The organism is Rhodococcus sp. 1168, from assembly GCF_002091955.1.
In the GTDB taxonomy this organism is placed as follows: Bacteria; Actinomycetota; Actinomycetes; order Mycobacteriales; family Mycobacteriaceae; genus Rhodococcoides.
Genome location: NZ_MKKY01000076.1, coordinates 63,928 through 79,551 on the forward strand (window position 1 = coordinate 63,928; position 15,624 = coordinate 79,551).

The following is a 15,624-nucleotide window of genomic DNA, read 5'->3' on the forward strand; positions in this document are numbered from 1 at the left end:
CGCCGAGGCGTATGTGGTTCGTTGCATACGATGGACGGCATGGCGCAGAAAGAAAGGGACCTCGAGTGCCTGTGAATCGATGGCAGACGGCCGCCAAAGCGGGTGCCGCGACCGTATTGGCCGGCTCCTCCGCAGGTACTGCGTCCTGGGCTGCGTACAAGGCTCTGATGTCCCAGGCGAGTTCCGCGCGCGGCGTCATCGGAAGGAACGTGACCAAGCCTCCCGAAGCCGACGGCATCTATACCGCGGGATCACCGACCCCGCAGCGCTGGCGGCCCGGAGTCTCGGCCGATATTCACCTGATGGTCTTCGGCGACTCCACTGCTGCAGGCGTCGGGTGCGCCGTCGCGGAGGAGGTGCCCGGAGTCCTCGTGGCACGCGGGTTGGCAGAGGAGACCGACAAGCGAATAAGACTGAGCACCAAAGCAATTGCGGGTGCAACATCAAAGGGGCTCGAGGGCCAGGTCGACGCGATGTTCGTCGCCGGTCCTGCCCCCGACGCCGTGGTCATTCTCGTCGGCGCCAACGATGTCACCAAGAAATTCTCGATCAGTGCCTCGGCGACGCGGCTCGGTGACGCAGTAGGTCGTTTGACCGCGCAGGGAACTGTGGTGGTGGTCGGGACATGCCCGGACCTCGGAGTGGTCACCGCCATTCCACAACCGCTGCGCACCGTAGTGCGAAACTGGGGCCTTCGGCTCGCTCGCGCACAATCAGCGGCCACCTTGTCCGCAGGCGGACACCCGGTCGCCTTGGCGGACCTACTCGCACCGGAGTTCCTTGCGGCGCCGGAGACCATGTTCTCCGCCGATCGGTTCCACCCCTCGGCGGCTGGCTACGAACTAGCGGCACGTCAGCTGCTTCCTGTCCTGGCGGCCGCGCTCGGCGAATGGCGCGGTGGACCACTACCCCAGCTGCCCGAAGTATCCGCGGCAGTAGAGTCTCGCAGATTCCGGCCTCGGGCCACCGCGTCGATCGAGAGGTTTCTGCGCCGTCGAGGTGCCGAAATAGAGGCACAGAACGGATAGCGATATGTTCGAAACATCAAACGCCTGCTTGCGCTGTACTCGCAGTCAGCAGCCAACAAAGGAGATTTCATGCCAGAGGCAGTAATCGTCAGTACCGCTCGTTCACCTATCGGCCGCGCGATGAAGGGATCGCTCAAGGACATTCGTTCCGATGACTTGACCGTGCAGATGGTCGCCGCAGCGCTCGCGAAGGTTCCCGAACTCGACCCGACCGACATCGATGACCTGCTTCTCGGCTGTGGCCTTCCCGGCGGAATGCAAGGCAACAACCTCGCGCGGATCGTCGCCGTTCTTCTCGGCTACGACTCACTGCCCGGCACCACCATCACCCGCTACTGTTCGTCGTCGCTGCAGACCACTCGCATGGCCATGCACGCGATCAAGGCCGGCGAAGGAGATGTCTTCATCTCCGCAGGCGTCGAGAGTGTTTCCAGCTTTGTTCACGGCAACTCCGATTCGCTTCCGCAGAGCCACAACCCGCTCTTCGCCGATGCCGAGGCACGCACCAAGAAGGCACAGGAAGAGGGCGCGGACAGCTGGACCGATCCCCGCGAGAACGGCAACCTCCCCGACGCGTACATCGCGATGGGCCAGACCGCCGAGAACGTTGCACTGGTCACCGGAATCAGCCGCGAGGAGCAGGATCACTGGGGCGTGCGGAGCCAGAATCGTGCCGAGGAAGCCATTGCCAGCGGATTTTTCGACCGTGAAATCACCCCGGTAACGCTGCCCGACGGCACCGTCGTTTCGACGGACGATGGCCCTCGCGCAGGGACCACATACGACAAGATCAGTCAGCTCAAGCCGGTCTTCCGTCCGAACGGAACCATCACCGCAGGTAACGCTTGCCCGCTCAACGATGGTGCGGCCGCACTGGTGATCATGAGCGATACGAAGGCGAAGGCGCTCGGCCTGACGCCGCTCGCGCGGATCGTCTCCACCGGCGTCACCGGGACCTCGCCCGAGATCATGGGTCTCGGCCCGATCGAAGCCACCCGCAAGGCGCTCTCGATCGCCGGAATGTCGATCTCCGACATCGACCTCTTCGAGATCAACGAGGCGTTCGCGGTCCAGGTTCTCGGATCCGCGCGTGATCTCGGCATCGATCACGACAAGCTCAACATCTCCGGTGGAGCTATCGCCATCGGACACCCCTTCGGGATGACCGGTGCACGTATCACCACGACGCTGCTGAACAACCTGAAGTCTCAGGACAAGACGTTCGGCGTCGAGACCATGTGTGTCGGCGGCGGCATGGGTATGGCAATGGTTCTGGAACGCCTGAGCTGATCCGGACGTCCCTGCATGCCACTTACATGAGAAAGGCCCCCGCACTCCATTGGAGTGCGGGGCCTTTTTCATGAGTACTAGTCGTTGTTGAAGTAGCTCAGCAGACGCAAGATTTCGACGTAGAGCCAGACCAAGGTGATGGTCAATCCGAGAGCTACGCCCCACGCTGCCTTCTCGGGAGCCTGCGCGCGGATCAATTGATCGGCCTGATCGAAATCGAGCAGGAAGCTGAACGCGGCAATACCGATGCAGACGAGGCTGAAGATGATGGCCACAGTGCCACCGTCGCGCAGACCCAGTCCGCCTGCAGTGAAGAAGCTCGCCACCAGGTTGCCCAGCGCCAGCACGACGACGCCGATGAGAGCGCCGACAATCATTCGCGTCAATCGCGGGGTGACCCGGATAGCGCCGGTCTTGTAGACCACCAGCATGCCGAAGAAGACGCCGAACGTGCCGAGGACCGCCTGGGCGATGAGAGTGCTACCGCCCACACCCCCGAACTCGATGTTCGTGAACATGAAGGACAACGCACCGAGGAAGAAACCCTCGGCTACCGCGTAGGCCAAGACGATGGCCTTGTTGTCCATTTTGCGGCCGAACGTCGCAAACAACACGAGGCCGAGACCGATCAGTCCGCCGCCGATGACGAACGGAGCGGCCAGGTCGGTGTTGTTGTCGACGAGCAGGTACGAGATGATCGCGGTGATAGACAGCACACCGAGTGTGACGCCCGTCTTGGTGACGACATCGTCGATCGTCATCGCCCGCGTGGTTGGACCGGTCCGATACGGCTCAGGCTGCGTACCCGGCTGCCCGAACTGCTGTGTGGCCTGCGAGGCACCAGCCGTCGCAGTGCCGAAAGTGGCGTATCCGCCGCCCTCCTGCTTGGGCAGGTTGCGGAACACCGGGTTGCTGGAGGTGCGCACCGTGTCTCTTTCCCTTCGTCGTATCGAGCAGACCGCGAGGAAATCCCCGGGCACTTATATGAAGAACGTTCCACATCCGGACAAAAGTTCCCAGTCGGACCCGATATGTTCGGACAATTCGGACTTTACCGGCCCGTGTGGTGGGTCGCTCACACAAGCGGAAAATTCAGCCGTGCAGTATGGGGAACATGAACATCGAAGACGGACCAGGAGAGACCCTCGATCAGAGCGAAAGCTTGGACTCGGACGAACTGCGCAACGATGACGGCGACACGGTAGTGGACGCACCGGATCACTGGAGTGAGGCGGACAAGTTCGGCACCACCGCCGAAGAAGCTCTCGAAGGTGAGAGCTTGGAGGAGAAGCTGAGCGAGGAAGAACCGGACATCGCGTTGGAATCCGAGGCGCGTTCGGTTGCCGAAACTCCCGACGCCGAGTTGACCGAGGAACTGGTCGACCATGTGATCGTCGAATCCGACGAGAATCCCGACATCGATTACGCGGACGGTCAGCGACAGGCCGAAATCGTCGAAGGGACCTTGGTCGAGGATCGTGGGCGCAACCGCGGGCAGATCGACGGGACTCCGGAAGACGGCGGCCCCATTACCTGAACGGTCAGGCGACGGTCGACCGAGTGACGGTGAACTTCTTGTTCTTTCCCTTCACTTCGGTCGGCCCGACAGCCTTCGCGAGCGCAGCCCGATAGTTCAAGTGCCAGTTGTACACGGTCCACAACTCACCGCCTGGCCGCAGAACCCGACCAGCTGCGGCGAAGAGCTTCTCTGCGCCACCGGTGTGCACCGCCGCACCCTCGTGGAAGGGCGGGTTGCACACGATCAGGTCTACCGAATCGTCTTCCAACGTAGCCATGGCGTCGTCCCGAAGGACCTCCACTGCAAGGCCGTTCGCCTCGGCCGTCGCACGGGCGGAATCGACGGCCGCCGTCGAGCGATCGGTGGCCAGCACTCGGACTCCTTCGCGCTCATGGGCGAGCATGCACGCGACAATCCCTGTGCCACAACCGAGATCGACGACAACTTGCGCGTCACGCTTCATTTTCCTCTCGTGCTCGAGCAGAAAACGTGTTCCGATGTCGAGCGTGGACCCGGCGAACACAGCACCGTGGGCAACCACCGTCAAGCCGATGTCTTCCAACGTCTGAGTGACCGGGTACGTACGCGACGCCGGACGAATCGGTGCCGCCGCGGACAACACCCGCGACTTCTGCCTGCCCCGCCCCGCGCTGAAGTCCTCGAAATTCTTGCGCAGAATGTTGTTCATCGCCGGAAACATGTGTTTGTCGCGACCACCGGCAAGGACCAGCACGTCCTTCGGTGCGTATGCGGCGATGACTTCGATCACCTCGGTCAGTTCCGCGACACTGCGGGGCAGTTGCATCAGAACGACATCCGCAGTCTGCAGGAGGTCCTCACCCAGCGAGAAGTTGCCGTACACCTCGGACAGCCCCAGCGCTGCGGCATTACGCGCCAAGGCTGCCTCACTGGTCGACGAGTCCTGATGTACTCGAATATCGGTGGCTCCGAACTGCACAGCGGCGCCGAGAGTCAGGGCGCCGTAGCGGTCGCCGACTACCGCGATCTGCATGCCAGCGCCCACCTGCAGTGCAGAAGGTACCGAGTCGAGCAATAGGCGATCTGTGGGGTCTACCGCAAAGAGATTGGGTGCTTCGGTGTCGGGAAATCGACGTAGGCCGGCGAGGACGGATTCCAATTCGTGCATCCGACCAGTGTTTCACCCCTGGAATGCATATCCAAAAACGTTGAACGTCAATAATTTCGACACCTCGCCAGCGCGCCCGAATGGCATTTTCGGCCGATCGGGAGCATGCTCGTTGTATGGAACAACCGAAAAAGATCGAAGCGCTGTTCAGCCACGTGGAAGATGCGTCCGATGATGCACCTGCAGAAAACAAGAAGCCTGCCGTCTACACCACGCTGTTCAGCGGCGAAACACCATCAGGACAAATAGCGTAGATAGTCCAGGGACTTGTCGGCGTGGACATGTGAGCGTTCGCTCCTGACCACCAGCCTGACCACTTGATTCGTGTCGATCACAAATGTTGTCCGCTTGACCGACAGCAACTGACGGAGCATTCCCAGTCGCGCCGAATGTGACCTACTCCGACCGATGTCCTTCCTTCGTCTCAGCCTTGCGAGTGGCCCTCCACGACGTACTCCGAACTGCTCGGCCACCGTGCCGTCGGTATCTGCGAGCATCGGATAGTCGAACGAGCGTTGCAGCGCAAAGTGCGACTGCTTACCGGTGGTGTCGGTGCTGATTCCGACTCGCTGAGCGCCGAACGACTCGAATGCACTCCCGAGGTCTCTGAAATGACACGCTTCTGCGGTGCATACGGGGCTGGTCGCGGCCGGATAGAAGAAGAGCACCACCGGGCCGTCGACCAGCAGTTTACTCAAGCTCCGGACGTTCCCCAGATGGTCAGGGAGTTCAAAATCCGGCGCGATGTCGCCAGTACGCATGACAACGAGGCTACGTGACCTCCCGGCGCGCCCTTCGAGAAGCAGTACAAAATTCAATTCGAGCGCGTCGAAACTGCCCCTCAGGCTCCGACGAGCAACGTCGATCGGAGCCTGAGCAGGTCGTCTCCGTCGATTCCGATCGCGTCGAGATATCCATCGAACGATCCGTGTACTTGCTCGACGGCCTCGAGTCCATGCCGGTAGTACCGCTCTGTCACCCCGAGCAGAGCATCGGACAGTTCGATCGGCGCACTGCCTTCGTGAGCTGCCACACTCGCCAGCATGTGAGCACGTAGGGAATCGACGGCGGCATTGCTGCGTAGGTAGTCGGCAACGATGTGCGTGTCTTCGACTCCAGCAGCGCGAAGCACCGTCGCAATCGTCCAACCAGCCCGATCCTTGCCTGCCGCACAATGCACCAACACCGGTCCTTCGCCGGTCCCCAGCGCCGTGACGACGCTCCGTATGGCGGTACGAGCGCCCTCGAGCGACGCATAGGAGGTATAGGCGCGCATCATGTAGTCGAGTTGGGCGTCCTCGCTCGCAGTGATTCTCGACTCATGTGGGGCTTTTTCGCCCTTGTGGTTGTCGTAGGGAACGTTGTACACACGAACGCTGCCTGGAACGCGGTCGGTTCCGCTTCTCTCGATCTCCGTCTCACCCCGCAGGTCGAAGACCTGCCTTACCCCGAGCCGGGTCAGCTCTTCGTGTCCTCGAGCATCGAGCCGAGTCAGTTCCGACGACCGGTAGAGCAAGCCGCGACGCACTTCGAGGCCGTCTGCTGTCCGTGCCCCGCCGACGTCCCGAAAGTTCCATGCGCCCGACAGCTGAAACTGGTCGTTGGTACTCGCTTCTCGCATTCCATGACAATAACCAATGCCTCGCGCCATCCGCATTTTCACCGTGCGGGCAATCAACTGGGCCGTCGCGGTAGCGTCAGCAAGTATGACATCGAACCTCGAGGTCCGGACCTACGACGTAATCATCATCGGAGGCGGGATCGGAGGCGTATCGATCGGCTATGAACTTGCGTCCGACCGTACGGTGTGCCTGCTCGAGCAGGAGTCGACGCTCGCATTCCATACCACTGGACGCTCTGCCGCATTGTTCCTCGAAACCTACGGCAACAAGCCGATTCGCGCATTGACGAGCGCGAGTAGAGGTTTCCTCCGCGAGCCGCCCGCGCACTTCGAAGGTGAATTGCTTTCTCCCCGTACACTACTGCAATTCGCTGCGCGCGGACGCGGCGCAATCCTCGAGTCCATGTTCGAGCAAGTCCGATCGCTGACGCCGGACGCACAACTCGTCTCTTCCCGTGAGGCCCATGAACTGTTCCCACCGCTGCGGGCCGACCGCATCGATCTCGCGCTTCACGAGCCCGGTTCGATGGAAATCGACGTGCATGCCCTGCACCAGGGTTTCCTCCGCGGCCTTCGCAAGCGAGGTGGCCATGTCGAGACCGACAGTGGTGTCGTGAACCTGCAACGTCACGACGGGATCTGGCACGTGACTTCTCGCGACGGGACGGTACGTCGGGCCGGGATCGTCGTGAATGCTGCTGGAGCCTGGGCAGATTCGGTCGCCACCCTGGCCGGAGCGCAGAGATCCGGACTACGGCCACTACGTCGAACGATCTTCATGATCAGTGCCCCGAGAGAGATGGATACGAACGCACTCCCCACGCTCAGCGACATCGACGAGTCTTTCTACATCAAGCCCGAAGGTGATCGACTACTCTGCTCGCCCGCCGATGAGACACCAGTGGAACCCAGCGATGCGCGGGCGGACGATCTCGAAATCGCTCGTGCCCTCGACGCCATACACGAGACCACGACTCTGACCGCCCGCCACGTGCGATCGTCCTGGGCTGGTCTGCGGAGCTTCGTCGCGGATCGAACGCCGGTAGTCGGATTCGACCCGCGGGTCGACGGCTTCTTCTGGTGTGCGGGACAAGGCGGTTACGGCATTCAGACATGTTCGGCCCTCTCTCGTGTCGGAGCTGCACTGATCAGAGGAACGGAACTGCCGTCCGACGTCGTCGATCGCGGCCTGGCCGCAGCAGATCTCGCCCCTGGTCGCGACTTCGCTGCCCCATCCGATGTCTGAGCGCTCCTTTCAGCGCCTACGCCGTGGACTACGCATATCGTGGACCGTATGACCGATCTGGACAGAACGGATGCCCGTTTGTTGCTCGCGTTGTGCGATCGACCACGCGCCACAGGCGTCGAACTCGCGGGAGATCTAGGAATCTCACGAAACACTGTGCAAGCTCGGTTGACTCGCTGGGAAGAGAAGGACGCTCTCACTTCCATCGATCATCGGGTGCGTCCGAGAAGCCTCGGGTACGCATTGCAGGCTTTCGTGACCACCCGTGTCGATCAGCACAAACTCGCCGAGGTCACCGATCATCTCCGCACCATCGAGGAGGTACTCGAGGTATTCGGACTGTCGGGCGCGTCGGACATGCACATTCGAATAGCCGCGGTCGATGCCGATGATCTGTACCGAGTCGCCGGACTGATACTGAAGATCCCGGGAGTGGAACGCACCAACATGTCCATCGCAATGAGCGAACTGATTCCGTACCGCACCCGGCCTCTACTGAATCGCGCTGCCACAACACCGCGTAGCTGAGCGCTTCTCCCCTATTTCTCAATCCCCCAACCGAAGTGGCGCAATGTCACCGAACACATCTCCAGGGCCCGGATTTGTTTTCGCTGTTTCACCGCCGAGATGATGCACCACTCCCCACACCGCATTGAGTGCCGTCTGGATCGCACCTTCGGCCCACCCTGCGGTCCACGAAATGTCGTCTCCGGCCAAAAAGATCCCACGATGACGCTCATCGAAATCGTCTTGCACGAAATGCGAGAACAATCGCTCCTGATAGCGATAGTGACCGGGCAGATTGGCTTTGAAGGCTCCCATGAAGTCCCGCTCGGTCTCCCACGACAAGGTGACGGGATCACCGACGATGTGACTTCGGAAGTCGATACCCGGATAGATACCCTCCAACGAACGAAGCATGATGTTCATCCGCTCGACCGGGCCCAGCGCCAACAACTTAAGGGAATCATCCGACCATGTGTACGACAAACAGATCAAGCCTGGTTTGCCCTCCCCCTGATCGAGCAGATACGTTCCACGACTCATCCGATCGGTCAGCGTCATACTGACGATGTCGCGACCGGTGAGCGGGTCCTTGTCCTTCCAGAACGGGCGGTCCACGAGCACGAACACCTTCGTCGAACCCATGTAATGCGTCCGTTCCACGGCCGTCCAATGGTCGATGGGAAGCAGATCGTCATCACATTCGATGTTACTGAGCAACATCCACGACTGAGCGGTCACCACTGCCGCCCGGAAGGTCCGGACTCCCCCTTCGCTGTCATGCACCACTATCGCACCGGCGACGCGTCGTAACTCGGTCACCCGCGGACTCGGTTTCCCTCCGTTCAGCGACGCGACCGTGGTGCCCACCGGCCAGTGCGCTGAGTGTGCTGCGGGCGCCGCGGGCGCCGCGCTTGTCCAGAGTCGTTGGGGTAATTGTTGAGCGCCACCGACGATGCTGCGATGGTGGTCGTCCGCTGCGGTCACCACGACCCGAAGGATTTCCAGGATGGAGTTGGGGTAGTCGGTGTCCCACCCGCCGGTGCCGAAACCGACCTGCCCGAACAGTTCTCGATGACGGAATGATCCGAAGTGCTCGGACTCGGCCAGAAAACCGTAGAATGTCTGATCGTCCAACCGCACTACGATCTCGTTCCACAGCCGCTTGATCTCGTGGGTGTCCCGCGCTCGAATCGCCCGCTGGAGGGGAACCAGTTCGGCATACTGTTCCAGAGTCCGCTGCCAGGCTCGGGGAACCTCGCCGAACACCGAGGGCAGATCGTCGAGACTGCGCGCGTAGTAGCTGACACCCTTGAGGTCGATCACGGTGCTCGGGGTGACCTCGGCAAGCGGATTGGGGAACGGCTCGGTGTGCAGACCCATTGCATCCAGATAGTGGAACAGCGCAGTCGACGAAGGAGGAAATCGCATTGCGCCCATCTCGGCCACTACTCCGCGGTGGCCGTCGAACTTCACCGACCGCATGCGACCGCCGATCTGATCCGACTCGTAGACAATCGGTTTCAGTCCGATTCTCATCAGTTCGTACGCGGCGACCATGCCCGCGAGACCGCCACCGATCACTGCTACCTCAGTTCCGTATGCCGATTCAGGCACCGAGCCGAGTCCGTTCGGGTGGGCCAGATAATCGTCGTACGCAAACGGAAAGTCCGGACCGAACATGGTCAGCGGTAACTCGTGGTCGTCTTCGACGGTGCTGTCCGGGCTGACGGGGGTGCTCATCCGCCACTCTTCCCATCCTGGGTGTAGAGATCGTGCCTCCGGTCGCCCAGGTGGGTATTGATCTCCCTCGACTTCCCACGTACACCGGGATCGATATCGACCGTGACAAGCGCCTCCCCACGGCCGGCACGGCCGAGTTCGGTTCCGTCGGGCGCTATGGCACAGGTGAGACCGCAGTACTGCAGATCGCCCTCGATTCCGCACCGATTCACGTAGGTGACGAACAGTTGACTTTCATAGGCCCGAGTCGGCACGACATGTGTGGCGACCATGTCGAACGGGTGCATCAGCCCAGTAGGGACGATCAACCATTCGGTTCCTGCATCGGCGTGCGCACGAACGACTTCGGGGAATTCCACGTCGTAGCAGGTAAGAAGTCCGCAAATCAACCCGCCGAAGTGAAACTGCACGACCAGTTCGTCGCCTGGAACGAAGTGCCCACGATCGAGCTCACCGAACAGATGCGTCTTGCGATATCGAGCCATGGTTGACCCGTCGCTACCCACTACCTGGACCGAATCGTAGATTCCTTCCTCGCTCCGCTCCGGATACCCGTACACCACAACGAGACCGGAGCTTCGGGCGATCTCGGCGACGGCATCGAAGATCGGCCCGTCCGCCGCTTCGGCACGTGCTTCTACGAGACGTCCGACGTCGTAGCCAGTCGTAGACATCTCTGGAGTGACGAGCATCGACGCTCCTGCGTCCGCTGCGGCAGTGGCCGCGCGCGATACCGCAGCGAGGTTGGCCTCGACGTCGCCTGCCAGTTCGGGGCCTTGAAACAGCGACACTCGTACCGCGGTAGTCATCGGCTGGTCCTTTCCGCAGGTTTCGCGTCCGGCAGGCAGGCGCGCTTGTTCGATAATCGTGCGCCAACGAGGCTGGGCCGGGCAACATAGCGCTATCGACAATTATCCGACCAACGACGCTGGACATACCTGAAGAACTACCAGAAAGCGCTTCCTATGAGCAGCGAAACGCCACCGATCGGACCGGTCGACGCGAGAAAGGTCCCGCGGTTCGCAGAGCCGACGACGTTCGCGCGACTACCCCGGCTCGACGAAGTCTCTCGAGCCGACGTCACGATCCTCGGGGTTCCGTTCGATTCGGGGGTCAGCTATCGACCGGGGGCGCGCTTCGGCCCCGGTCACATTCGCGCTGCGTCGAAGTTGCTTCGGCCGTACAACCCAGCCTTGAAAGTCTCACCGTTCGCCGAACAACAGGTCGCCGATTTCGGGGATATCGGCGTCAACCCGTTCGATATCACCGAGGCGCTGAATTCGGTGGAGTCGGCGGTGACCGATCTCCGCGCCGACGGTTCTTCGGTGCTGACCCTCGGTGGCGATCACACGATCGCCCTCCCGATCCTGCGTTCGCTCGCCCGCGATCACGGACCGGTCGCCGTGCTCCATTTCGATGCTCACCTCGATACGTGGGACACCTACTTCGGCGCCCCGTACACCCACGGCACCCCGTTTCGCCGCGCGAGCGAGGAGGGGCTCATCGACCTCGAACGCTCCCAGCACATCGGCATCCGCGGACCGCTCTACACCGAGCAAGACCTCGAAGACGACGGTGTTCTCGGATTCCAGGTGATCCGGTCGGATGACTACGAGGTCGACGGGGTCGCGAGCATCGTCGAGCGGATGCGGCAGCGACTCGACGGCGGTCCGGTGTACGTCTCGGTGGACATAGATGTTCTCGATCCGGCTCATGCACCGGGAACTGGTACCCCGGAGGCTGGGGGCATGACCTCGCGGGAGCTACTGAACACGTTGCGTGGACTCGTCGGACTGAACGTGGTGGGTGCAGACATCGTGGAGGTCGCCCCTGCCTACGATCACGCCGAGATCACCGGTATCGCAGCAGCACACGTCGCCTACGAATTGTTGTCCGTTCTGGCACTGAATCGATAGTGCCGCCCCAGGCGCATACGATGAGACCGATGCCCACCCGATCGGACGCACCTGAACCGGACGGCAAGTACCAGCAGGTTGCCGACCTCGCAGCAGCCGACGCGGGTGGCTTGTCCACCGAACTTCTCGGAGATTTCCTCGAGGTACTCACCGACGCCGTCGCTGTTGGACGTCCATTGACACGTCGACAGCTGCGAGCATTGCGGGTTCATGGTGATACTGCCGCCAAGGAAGGCGTCGCGCTACGGGCGTTGCTCGACCTGTACTTGTCCTCGGCCTGGCGCCTGTGGCGCGAGCTCCCCGCAGTGGTGGACGCCGCCAAGAACCCCAGCGCTGTGGTGACCGCCGGTGAAGTGATGTTGCATGCCGTCGACGACGCTGTGGCAGAGCTCGCGGAGGCGTATCAGCTCGCCCGTAGAGCGTTGGTGCGTGCCGAGGTGTCCGCTCGACGCGAGTTCGTCGACGATCTGCTCTCGGGCAGCGCCGACATCGCAGGAGTGCTGGGTCGCGCAGAGTCGTTCGGACTGGACTTGACCGGACCACACGCTGTCGTGGTCGTAGAGGCGATGTCCCCGTTCACCGACGACGCTTCCATGATCACCGACGTCGAGCGCGCGATCGCCGGGAGCAAAGGTGACACCGAGACGCTGGTTGCCAGCAAGGAGGGCCGTCTCGTCGTCGTGTTCGCGGCGCCCGACCATCATGCGGTGAAACTGGTGACCGAACGTGTCCGAAGCACTGTCGGTCAAGTTCACGGCACCGATGGGTGGACTCAACGTTTGGGAGTGGGACGGCCTGGTCAGAGCGCTGCCGGGGTAGCATCCTCGTACCGCGAGGCACTGGACGCACTCGACCTGGCCGGCAAGCTCGGACTCGACACACCGGTGTTGGATGCGCGCGACCTGCTGGTATATCGAGTGCTGCTCGATGACCGACCCGCGATCACCGATCTCGTCGAGACACTATTGACGCCGCTTCTGGCGGCCCGCGGTGGCGCCGTACCACTTCTGCGCACGTTGTTCGCCTACTTCGAATCCGGGGGTAACTCCGCGATGACGGCGAGGTCGATGCACCTCTCGGTTCGCGCGGTCACTTACCGACTGGCGCGTATTGCCGAGCTGACCGGCCACGATGTGAACCACCCGAGCGAGAGATTCGCACTGCAGACAGCAGTATTCGGAGCGAAGTTACTGGACTGGCCGAGCAGCACCGCCTCGCAGTCTTAATTGCCGGATTACGGCAACGAAAACTGGACAAACATGTCCGTGATCGCACGGTGCGTGCCGCTTTCATGACAGGCACACTTGAGTAGTCGCGGTAAACACAGTTGCGGCAGAGAACATCGAAGCGACAAGGAGCCCGTTCCATGGCGTCCCTGACCCAGAAGCTATCTCTATTCACCAGTAAGGACTACCGCCGATGAACGTTCCTCTCTGGGCATGGGCGGCGTTTGCCGCGGTAGTGCTCACCCTGCTCGCCATCGACTTGCTTGCGCATCGCGGTGCACACGTCATCGGCTTCAAAGAAGCCGCATGGTGGAGTGCATTGTGGGTCGGCGTCGCACTCGTCTTCGGCGGAGTCGTCTTCGCAACTCTCGGTACGACGGCAGGCGTGGAATACACGACGGCCTGGCTGCTCGAAAAGAGCTTGTCCGTGGACAACCTCTTCGTATTCGCGTTGATCTTCGGCTACTTCAAGGTTCCGAAGGAATATCAGCACCGCGTTCTGTTCTTCGGCGTCATCGGCGCATTGGTCTTCCGCGGCATCTTCCTCGCCGCAGGTGTAGCAATCGTCAGCAAGTTCACGGTCGTATTGTTCGTCTTCGCAGCAATCCTGCTCTACAGCGCGTGGAAGCTGATGAAGGACGAGGACGATTCGTACGATCCCAGCACTTCACTTGCGGTTCGTCTGTTGCGCAGGGTTATCCCGGTTCGCGACGAGTATTCCGGCACGAAGTTCTTCGTCAAGGAGGCAGGCAAGCGCATTGCCACTCCGTTGTTGGCCGTCGTGGTTGCCATCGAAGCTGCCGATCTCGTTTTCGCTGTCGACAGCGTCCCTGCAGTTCTTGCCGTCAGCGACGATCCGTTCATCATCTACTCGTCGAATGCGTTCGCGATTCTCGGACTGCGCGCGTTGTACTTCCTGCTCTCCGGCCTGTTGGACAAGTTCCACTACCTGTCCAAGGGCTTGGCGATCATCCTCGGTTTCATCGGGGTCAAGTTGATCTTGCAGGCCAGCCACAAGGTCATCAGCACCTCGATCCCCGAGATTCCATCGTTGGTCAGCCTCGCAGTCATCATCGCGGTACTGGCAGGCTCGATCATCCTCAGCTTCGTGCGCCCAGCAAAGGAGGAGCCTTCCGAGCTGGCTTCCGGCGAGAAGTAACACGGGCAAGGCAAAGGGGGGTAGCCGACCGGTCCGGTCGGCTACCCCCCATTTTTCGGATCCACCTTCTCGGAACTGTGTTTCACTCCGGTTCGTCCTGGGTAGTTGTTCGTCATGACCACATCGAACTCATACACAGTTCCCGGCATGAGCACCGACGAGGGAGCGCGCGTCGCGGCATTGCTTCAGGATCGACTGAACGCATACAACGATCTTCACCTGACCCTCAAGCACATTCACTGGAATGTCGTGGGCCCCAACTTCATCTCCGTCCACGAGATGCTCGACCCTCAGGTGGAAACCGTACGCGGATTTGCCGATGACGTCGCCGAGCGCATTGCGACACTGGGGTCCTCGGCAATGGGTACACCGGGAACCATCGTCGAGCAGCGGTCATGGGACGACTACTCGATCGGGCGCGCCACGGCTATCGAGCACCTCGGCGCACTCGATCTCGTGTACACCGGTGTCATCACCGACACGCGCAAGGCAATCGAAGAAATCGGCAAGGTAGATCCAGTCACCGAGGACCTGCTGATCGGCCAGAGCGGTCAGCTCGAACTCTTCCACTGGTTCGTTCGGGCACACTTGGAGAACTCCGGTGGACAGCTTTCCACAAGCGGCGCATCGAGCGAAAAGCAAGCTGCTGCGGACGCGAGCTGAGAGAATTCATTTCGAAACATCGATCATGTTTGAGTCGGAATAATCCGGGGTAACATCAGTTGCCCGACTCTCCACTGAGGAGCGTCGTGTCTTTCGTCCAGCCAGTGGCGAACCGCTTGCGCGGGCATCTTTCATGTGTCATAACAATGGCACCCAGAAGGCTATGTCGTTGTGGGCCCGAGCGGTGTCGGCTGGAATTCGACTTTGTGAGAAGTTCGAAAGATCTACCGCCACTGTAGATTCAAGAGACATCAGGGTAAGTTCTCAGGTGGTTGGCGATCAACGCAATCATCTGATGCCGCACGCAGAATCCAATTCGAAAGAAGGAATAACAGTGATCGTCCTGGGAATCATCCTCGCACTCATCGGCTTTTTCACGTCGATCAAGATCCTCACCACGATCGGCATCATCCTGATCGTCGTCGGTGCCGTCCTCACCATCCTCGGTGCAACCGGGCGCGCTATCGGCGGCCGCAAAACCTGGTATTGATCGCCAGGTAGTGCCCTTGCACTCAGACGAGGCCCCGCGCACCAGCGCGGGGCCTCGTTGGTTTCCGCAAAG

General features: G+C 61.2%; 17 protein-coding genes. 11 read left to right on the top strand and 6 right to left on the bottom strand.

The window, feature by feature from the left end; translation table 11 throughout:
• The first annotated feature begins 65 nt into the window (after window positions 1-65).
• Window positions 66-1,028, top strand: a complete 963-nt coding sequence (locus BJI47_RS17390) for an SGNH/GDSL hydrolase family protein (protein WP_088944911.1) — start codon at window positions 66-68, stop codon at window positions 1,026-1,028.
• A gap of 69 nt (window positions 1,029-1,097) precedes the next feature.
• Window positions 1,098-2,318: an acetyl-CoA C-acetyltransferase gene (locus BJI47_RS17395; RefSeq protein WP_088944912.1), complete on the top strand. Its 1,221-nt coding sequence runs from the start codon at window positions 1,098-1,100 to the stop codon at window positions 2,316-2,318.
• A gap of 77 nt (window positions 2,319-2,395) precedes the next feature.
• Here the strand turns inward: BJI47_RS17395 and BJI47_RS17400 are convergent, their stop codons facing one another.
• Window positions 2,396-3,244, bottom strand: coding sequence for a Bax inhibitor-1/YccA family protein (locus BJI47_RS17400; RefSeq protein WP_088944913.1), 849 nt, complete (start codon window positions 3,242-3,244; stop codon window positions 2,396-2,398).
• Window positions 3,245-3,432: 188 nt separating this feature from the next.
• On the opposite strand from BJI47_RS17400, the gene BJI47_RS17405 reads away from it, so the two are divergent.
• Window positions 3,433-3,855, top strand: coding sequence for a hypothetical protein (locus BJI47_RS17405; protein ID WP_176224933.1), 423 nt, complete (start codon window positions 3,433-3,435; stop codon window positions 3,853-3,855).
• Window positions 3,856-3,859: 4 nt separating this feature from the next.
• Here the strand turns inward: BJI47_RS17405 and BJI47_RS17410 are convergent, their stop codons facing one another.
• Window positions 3,860-4,984: a class I SAM-dependent methyltransferase gene (locus BJI47_RS17410; protein ID WP_088944915.1), complete on the bottom strand. Its 1,125-nt coding sequence runs from the start codon at window positions 4,982-4,984 to the stop codon at window positions 3,860-3,862.
• Between the two features lie 116 nt (window positions 4,985-5,100).
• On the opposite strand from BJI47_RS17410, the gene BJI47_RS24170 reads away from it, so the two are divergent.
• The gene (locus BJI47_RS24170) at window positions 5,101-5,238 is read left to right on the top strand and encodes a hypothetical protein (protein ID WP_168708277.1); all 138 of its coding nucleotides are present in this window, start codon (window positions 5,101-5,103) and stop codon (window positions 5,236-5,238) included.
• Here BJI47_RS24170 and BJI47_RS17415 read toward each other — a convergent pair.
• Window positions 5,221-5,745 (bottom strand): peroxiredoxin, encoded by a 525-nt coding sequence (locus tag BJI47_RS17415; protein ID WP_088944916.1) that lies wholly within the window; start codon window positions 5,743-5,745, stop codon window positions 5,221-5,223. The two genes, BJI47_RS24170 and BJI47_RS17415, sit on opposite strands and share 18 nt — an antisense overlap.
• An 80-nt stretch (window positions 5,746-5,825) precedes the next feature.
• Entirely contained in the window at window positions 5,826-6,605 is a 780-nt protein-coding gene (locus BJI47_RS17420) for a tyrosine-protein phosphatase (protein WP_088944917.1), read from the bottom strand.
• Window positions 6,606-6,690: 85 nt separating this feature from the next.
• On the opposite strand from BJI47_RS17420, the gene BJI47_RS17425 reads away from it, so the two are divergent.
• Window positions 6,691-7,851: an FAD-binding oxidoreductase gene (locus BJI47_RS17425; RefSeq protein ID WP_088944959.1), complete on the top strand. Its 1,161-nt coding sequence runs from the start codon at window positions 6,691-6,693 to the stop codon at window positions 7,849-7,851.
• A gap of 48 nt (window positions 7,852-7,899) precedes the next feature.
• Window positions 7,900-8,379, top strand: coding sequence for an Lrp/AsnC family transcriptional regulator (locus tag BJI47_RS17430; protein WP_084347999.1), 480 nt, complete (start codon window positions 7,900-7,902; stop codon window positions 8,377-8,379).
• 18 nt (window positions 8,380-8,397) lie between these two features.
• Here the strand turns inward: BJI47_RS17430 and BJI47_RS17435 are convergent, their stop codons facing one another.
• Together BJI47_RS17435 and BJI47_RS17440 are read right to left on the bottom strand one after the other, a co-directional pair.
• Window positions 8,398-10,098, bottom strand: a complete 1,701-nt coding sequence (locus tag BJI47_RS17435; RefSeq protein ID WP_088944918.1) for an NAD(P)/FAD-dependent oxidoreductase — start codon at window positions 10,096-10,098, stop codon at window positions 8,398-8,400.
• The gene (locus tag BJI47_RS17440) at window positions 10,095-10,907 is read right to left on the bottom strand and encodes a carbon-nitrogen hydrolase family protein (protein ID WP_088944919.1); all 813 of its coding nucleotides are present in this window, start codon (window positions 10,905-10,907) and stop codon (window positions 10,095-10,097) included. The genes BJI47_RS17435 and BJI47_RS17440 overlap by 4 nt, the downstream gene beginning before the upstream one ends.
• A gap of 156 nt (window positions 10,908-11,063) precedes the next feature.
• On the opposite strand from BJI47_RS17440, the gene speB reads away from it, so the two are divergent.
• The 5 genes from speB (at window position 11,064) to BJI47_RS17465 (ending at window position 15,552) form a co-directional block, all read left to right on the top strand.
• Window positions 11,064-12,014: an agmatinase gene (gene speB / locus BJI47_RS17445; RefSeq protein ID WP_088944920.1), complete on the top strand. Its 951-nt coding sequence runs from the start codon at window positions 11,064-11,066 to the stop codon at window positions 12,012-12,014.
• A 29-nt stretch (window positions 12,015-12,043) separates the two neighbouring features.
• A complete protein-coding gene (locus BJI47_RS17450) occupies window positions 12,044-13,240 on the top strand; it encodes a CdaR family transcriptional regulator (protein WP_088944921.1) in 1,197 nt (398 codons plus the stop codon).
• Between the two features lie 193 nt (window positions 13,241-13,433).
• Window positions 13,434-14,399: a TerC family protein gene (locus BJI47_RS17455; protein ID WP_088944922.1), complete on the top strand. Its 966-nt coding sequence runs from the start codon at window positions 13,434-13,436 to the stop codon at window positions 14,397-14,399.
• A 114-nt stretch (window positions 14,400-14,513) separates the two neighbouring features.
• Window positions 14,514-15,062 carry a Dps family protein gene (locus BJI47_RS17460; protein WP_088944923.1) on the top strand — a complete coding sequence of 183 codons (549 nt, stop codon included), beginning with the start codon at window positions 14,514-14,516 and terminating at the stop codon, window positions 15,060-15,062.
• A gap of 334 nt (window positions 15,063-15,396) precedes the next feature.
• A complete protein-coding gene (locus BJI47_RS17465; RefSeq protein ID WP_088944924.1) occupies window positions 15,397-15,552 on the top strand; it encodes a DUF6131 family protein in 156 nt (51 codons plus the stop codon).
• The last annotated feature ends 72 nt before the right edge of the window (window positions 15,553-15,624 follow it).

Coding starts and splice junctions, on each gene's coding strand:
- BJI47_RS17395 (WP_088944912.1), top strand. CDS start 1,098: ATGCCAGAGGCAGTAATCGTCAGTACCGCTCGTTCACCTATCGGCCGC.
- BJI47_RS17405 (WP_176224933.1), top strand. CDS start 3,433: ATGAACATCGAAGACGGACCAGGAGAGACCCTCGATCAGAGCGAAAGC.
- BJI47_RS17410 (WP_088944915.1), bottom strand. CDS start 4,984: ATGCACGAATTGGAATCCGTCCTCGCCGGCCTACGTCGATTTCCCGAC.
- BJI47_RS24170 (WP_168708277.1), top strand. CDS start 5,101: ATGGAACAACCGAAAAAGATCGAAGCGCTGTTCAGCCACGTGGAAGAT.
- BJI47_RS17415 (WP_088944916.1), bottom strand. CDS start 5,745: ATGCGTACTGGCGACATCGCGCCGGATTTTGAACTCCCTGACCATCTG.
- BJI47_RS17420 (WP_088944917.1), bottom strand. CDS start 6,605: ATGCGAGAAGCGAGTACCAACGACCAGTTTCAGCTGTCGGGCGCATGG.
- BJI47_RS17425 (WP_088944959.1), top strand. CDS start 6,691: ATGACATCGAACCTCGAGGTCCGGACCTACGACGTAATCATCATCGGA.
- BJI47_RS17430 (WP_084347999.1), top strand. CDS start 7,900: ATGACCGATCTGGACAGAACGGATGCCCGTTTGTTGCTCGCGTTGTGC.
- BJI47_RS17435 (WP_088944918.1), bottom strand. CDS start 10,098: ATGAGCACCCCCGTCAGCCCGGACAGCACCGTCGAAGACGACCACGAG.
- BJI47_RS17440 (WP_088944919.1), bottom strand. CDS start 10,907: ATGACTACCGCGGTACGAGTGTCGCTGTTTCAAGGCCCCGAACTGGCA.
- speB (WP_088944920.1), top strand. CDS start 11,064: ATGAGCAGCGAAACGCCACCGATCGGACCGGTCGACGCGAGAAAGGTC.
- BJI47_RS17450 (WP_088944921.1), top strand. CDS start 12,044: ATGCCCACCCGATCGGACGCACCTGAACCGGACGGCAAGTACCAGCAG.
- BJI47_RS17455 (WP_088944922.1), top strand. CDS start 13,434: ATGAACGTTCCTCTCTGGGCATGGGCGGCGTTTGCCGCGGTAGTGCTC.
- BJI47_RS17460 (WP_088944923.1), top strand. CDS start 14,514: ATGACCACATCGAACTCATACACAGTTCCCGGCATGAGCACCGACGAG.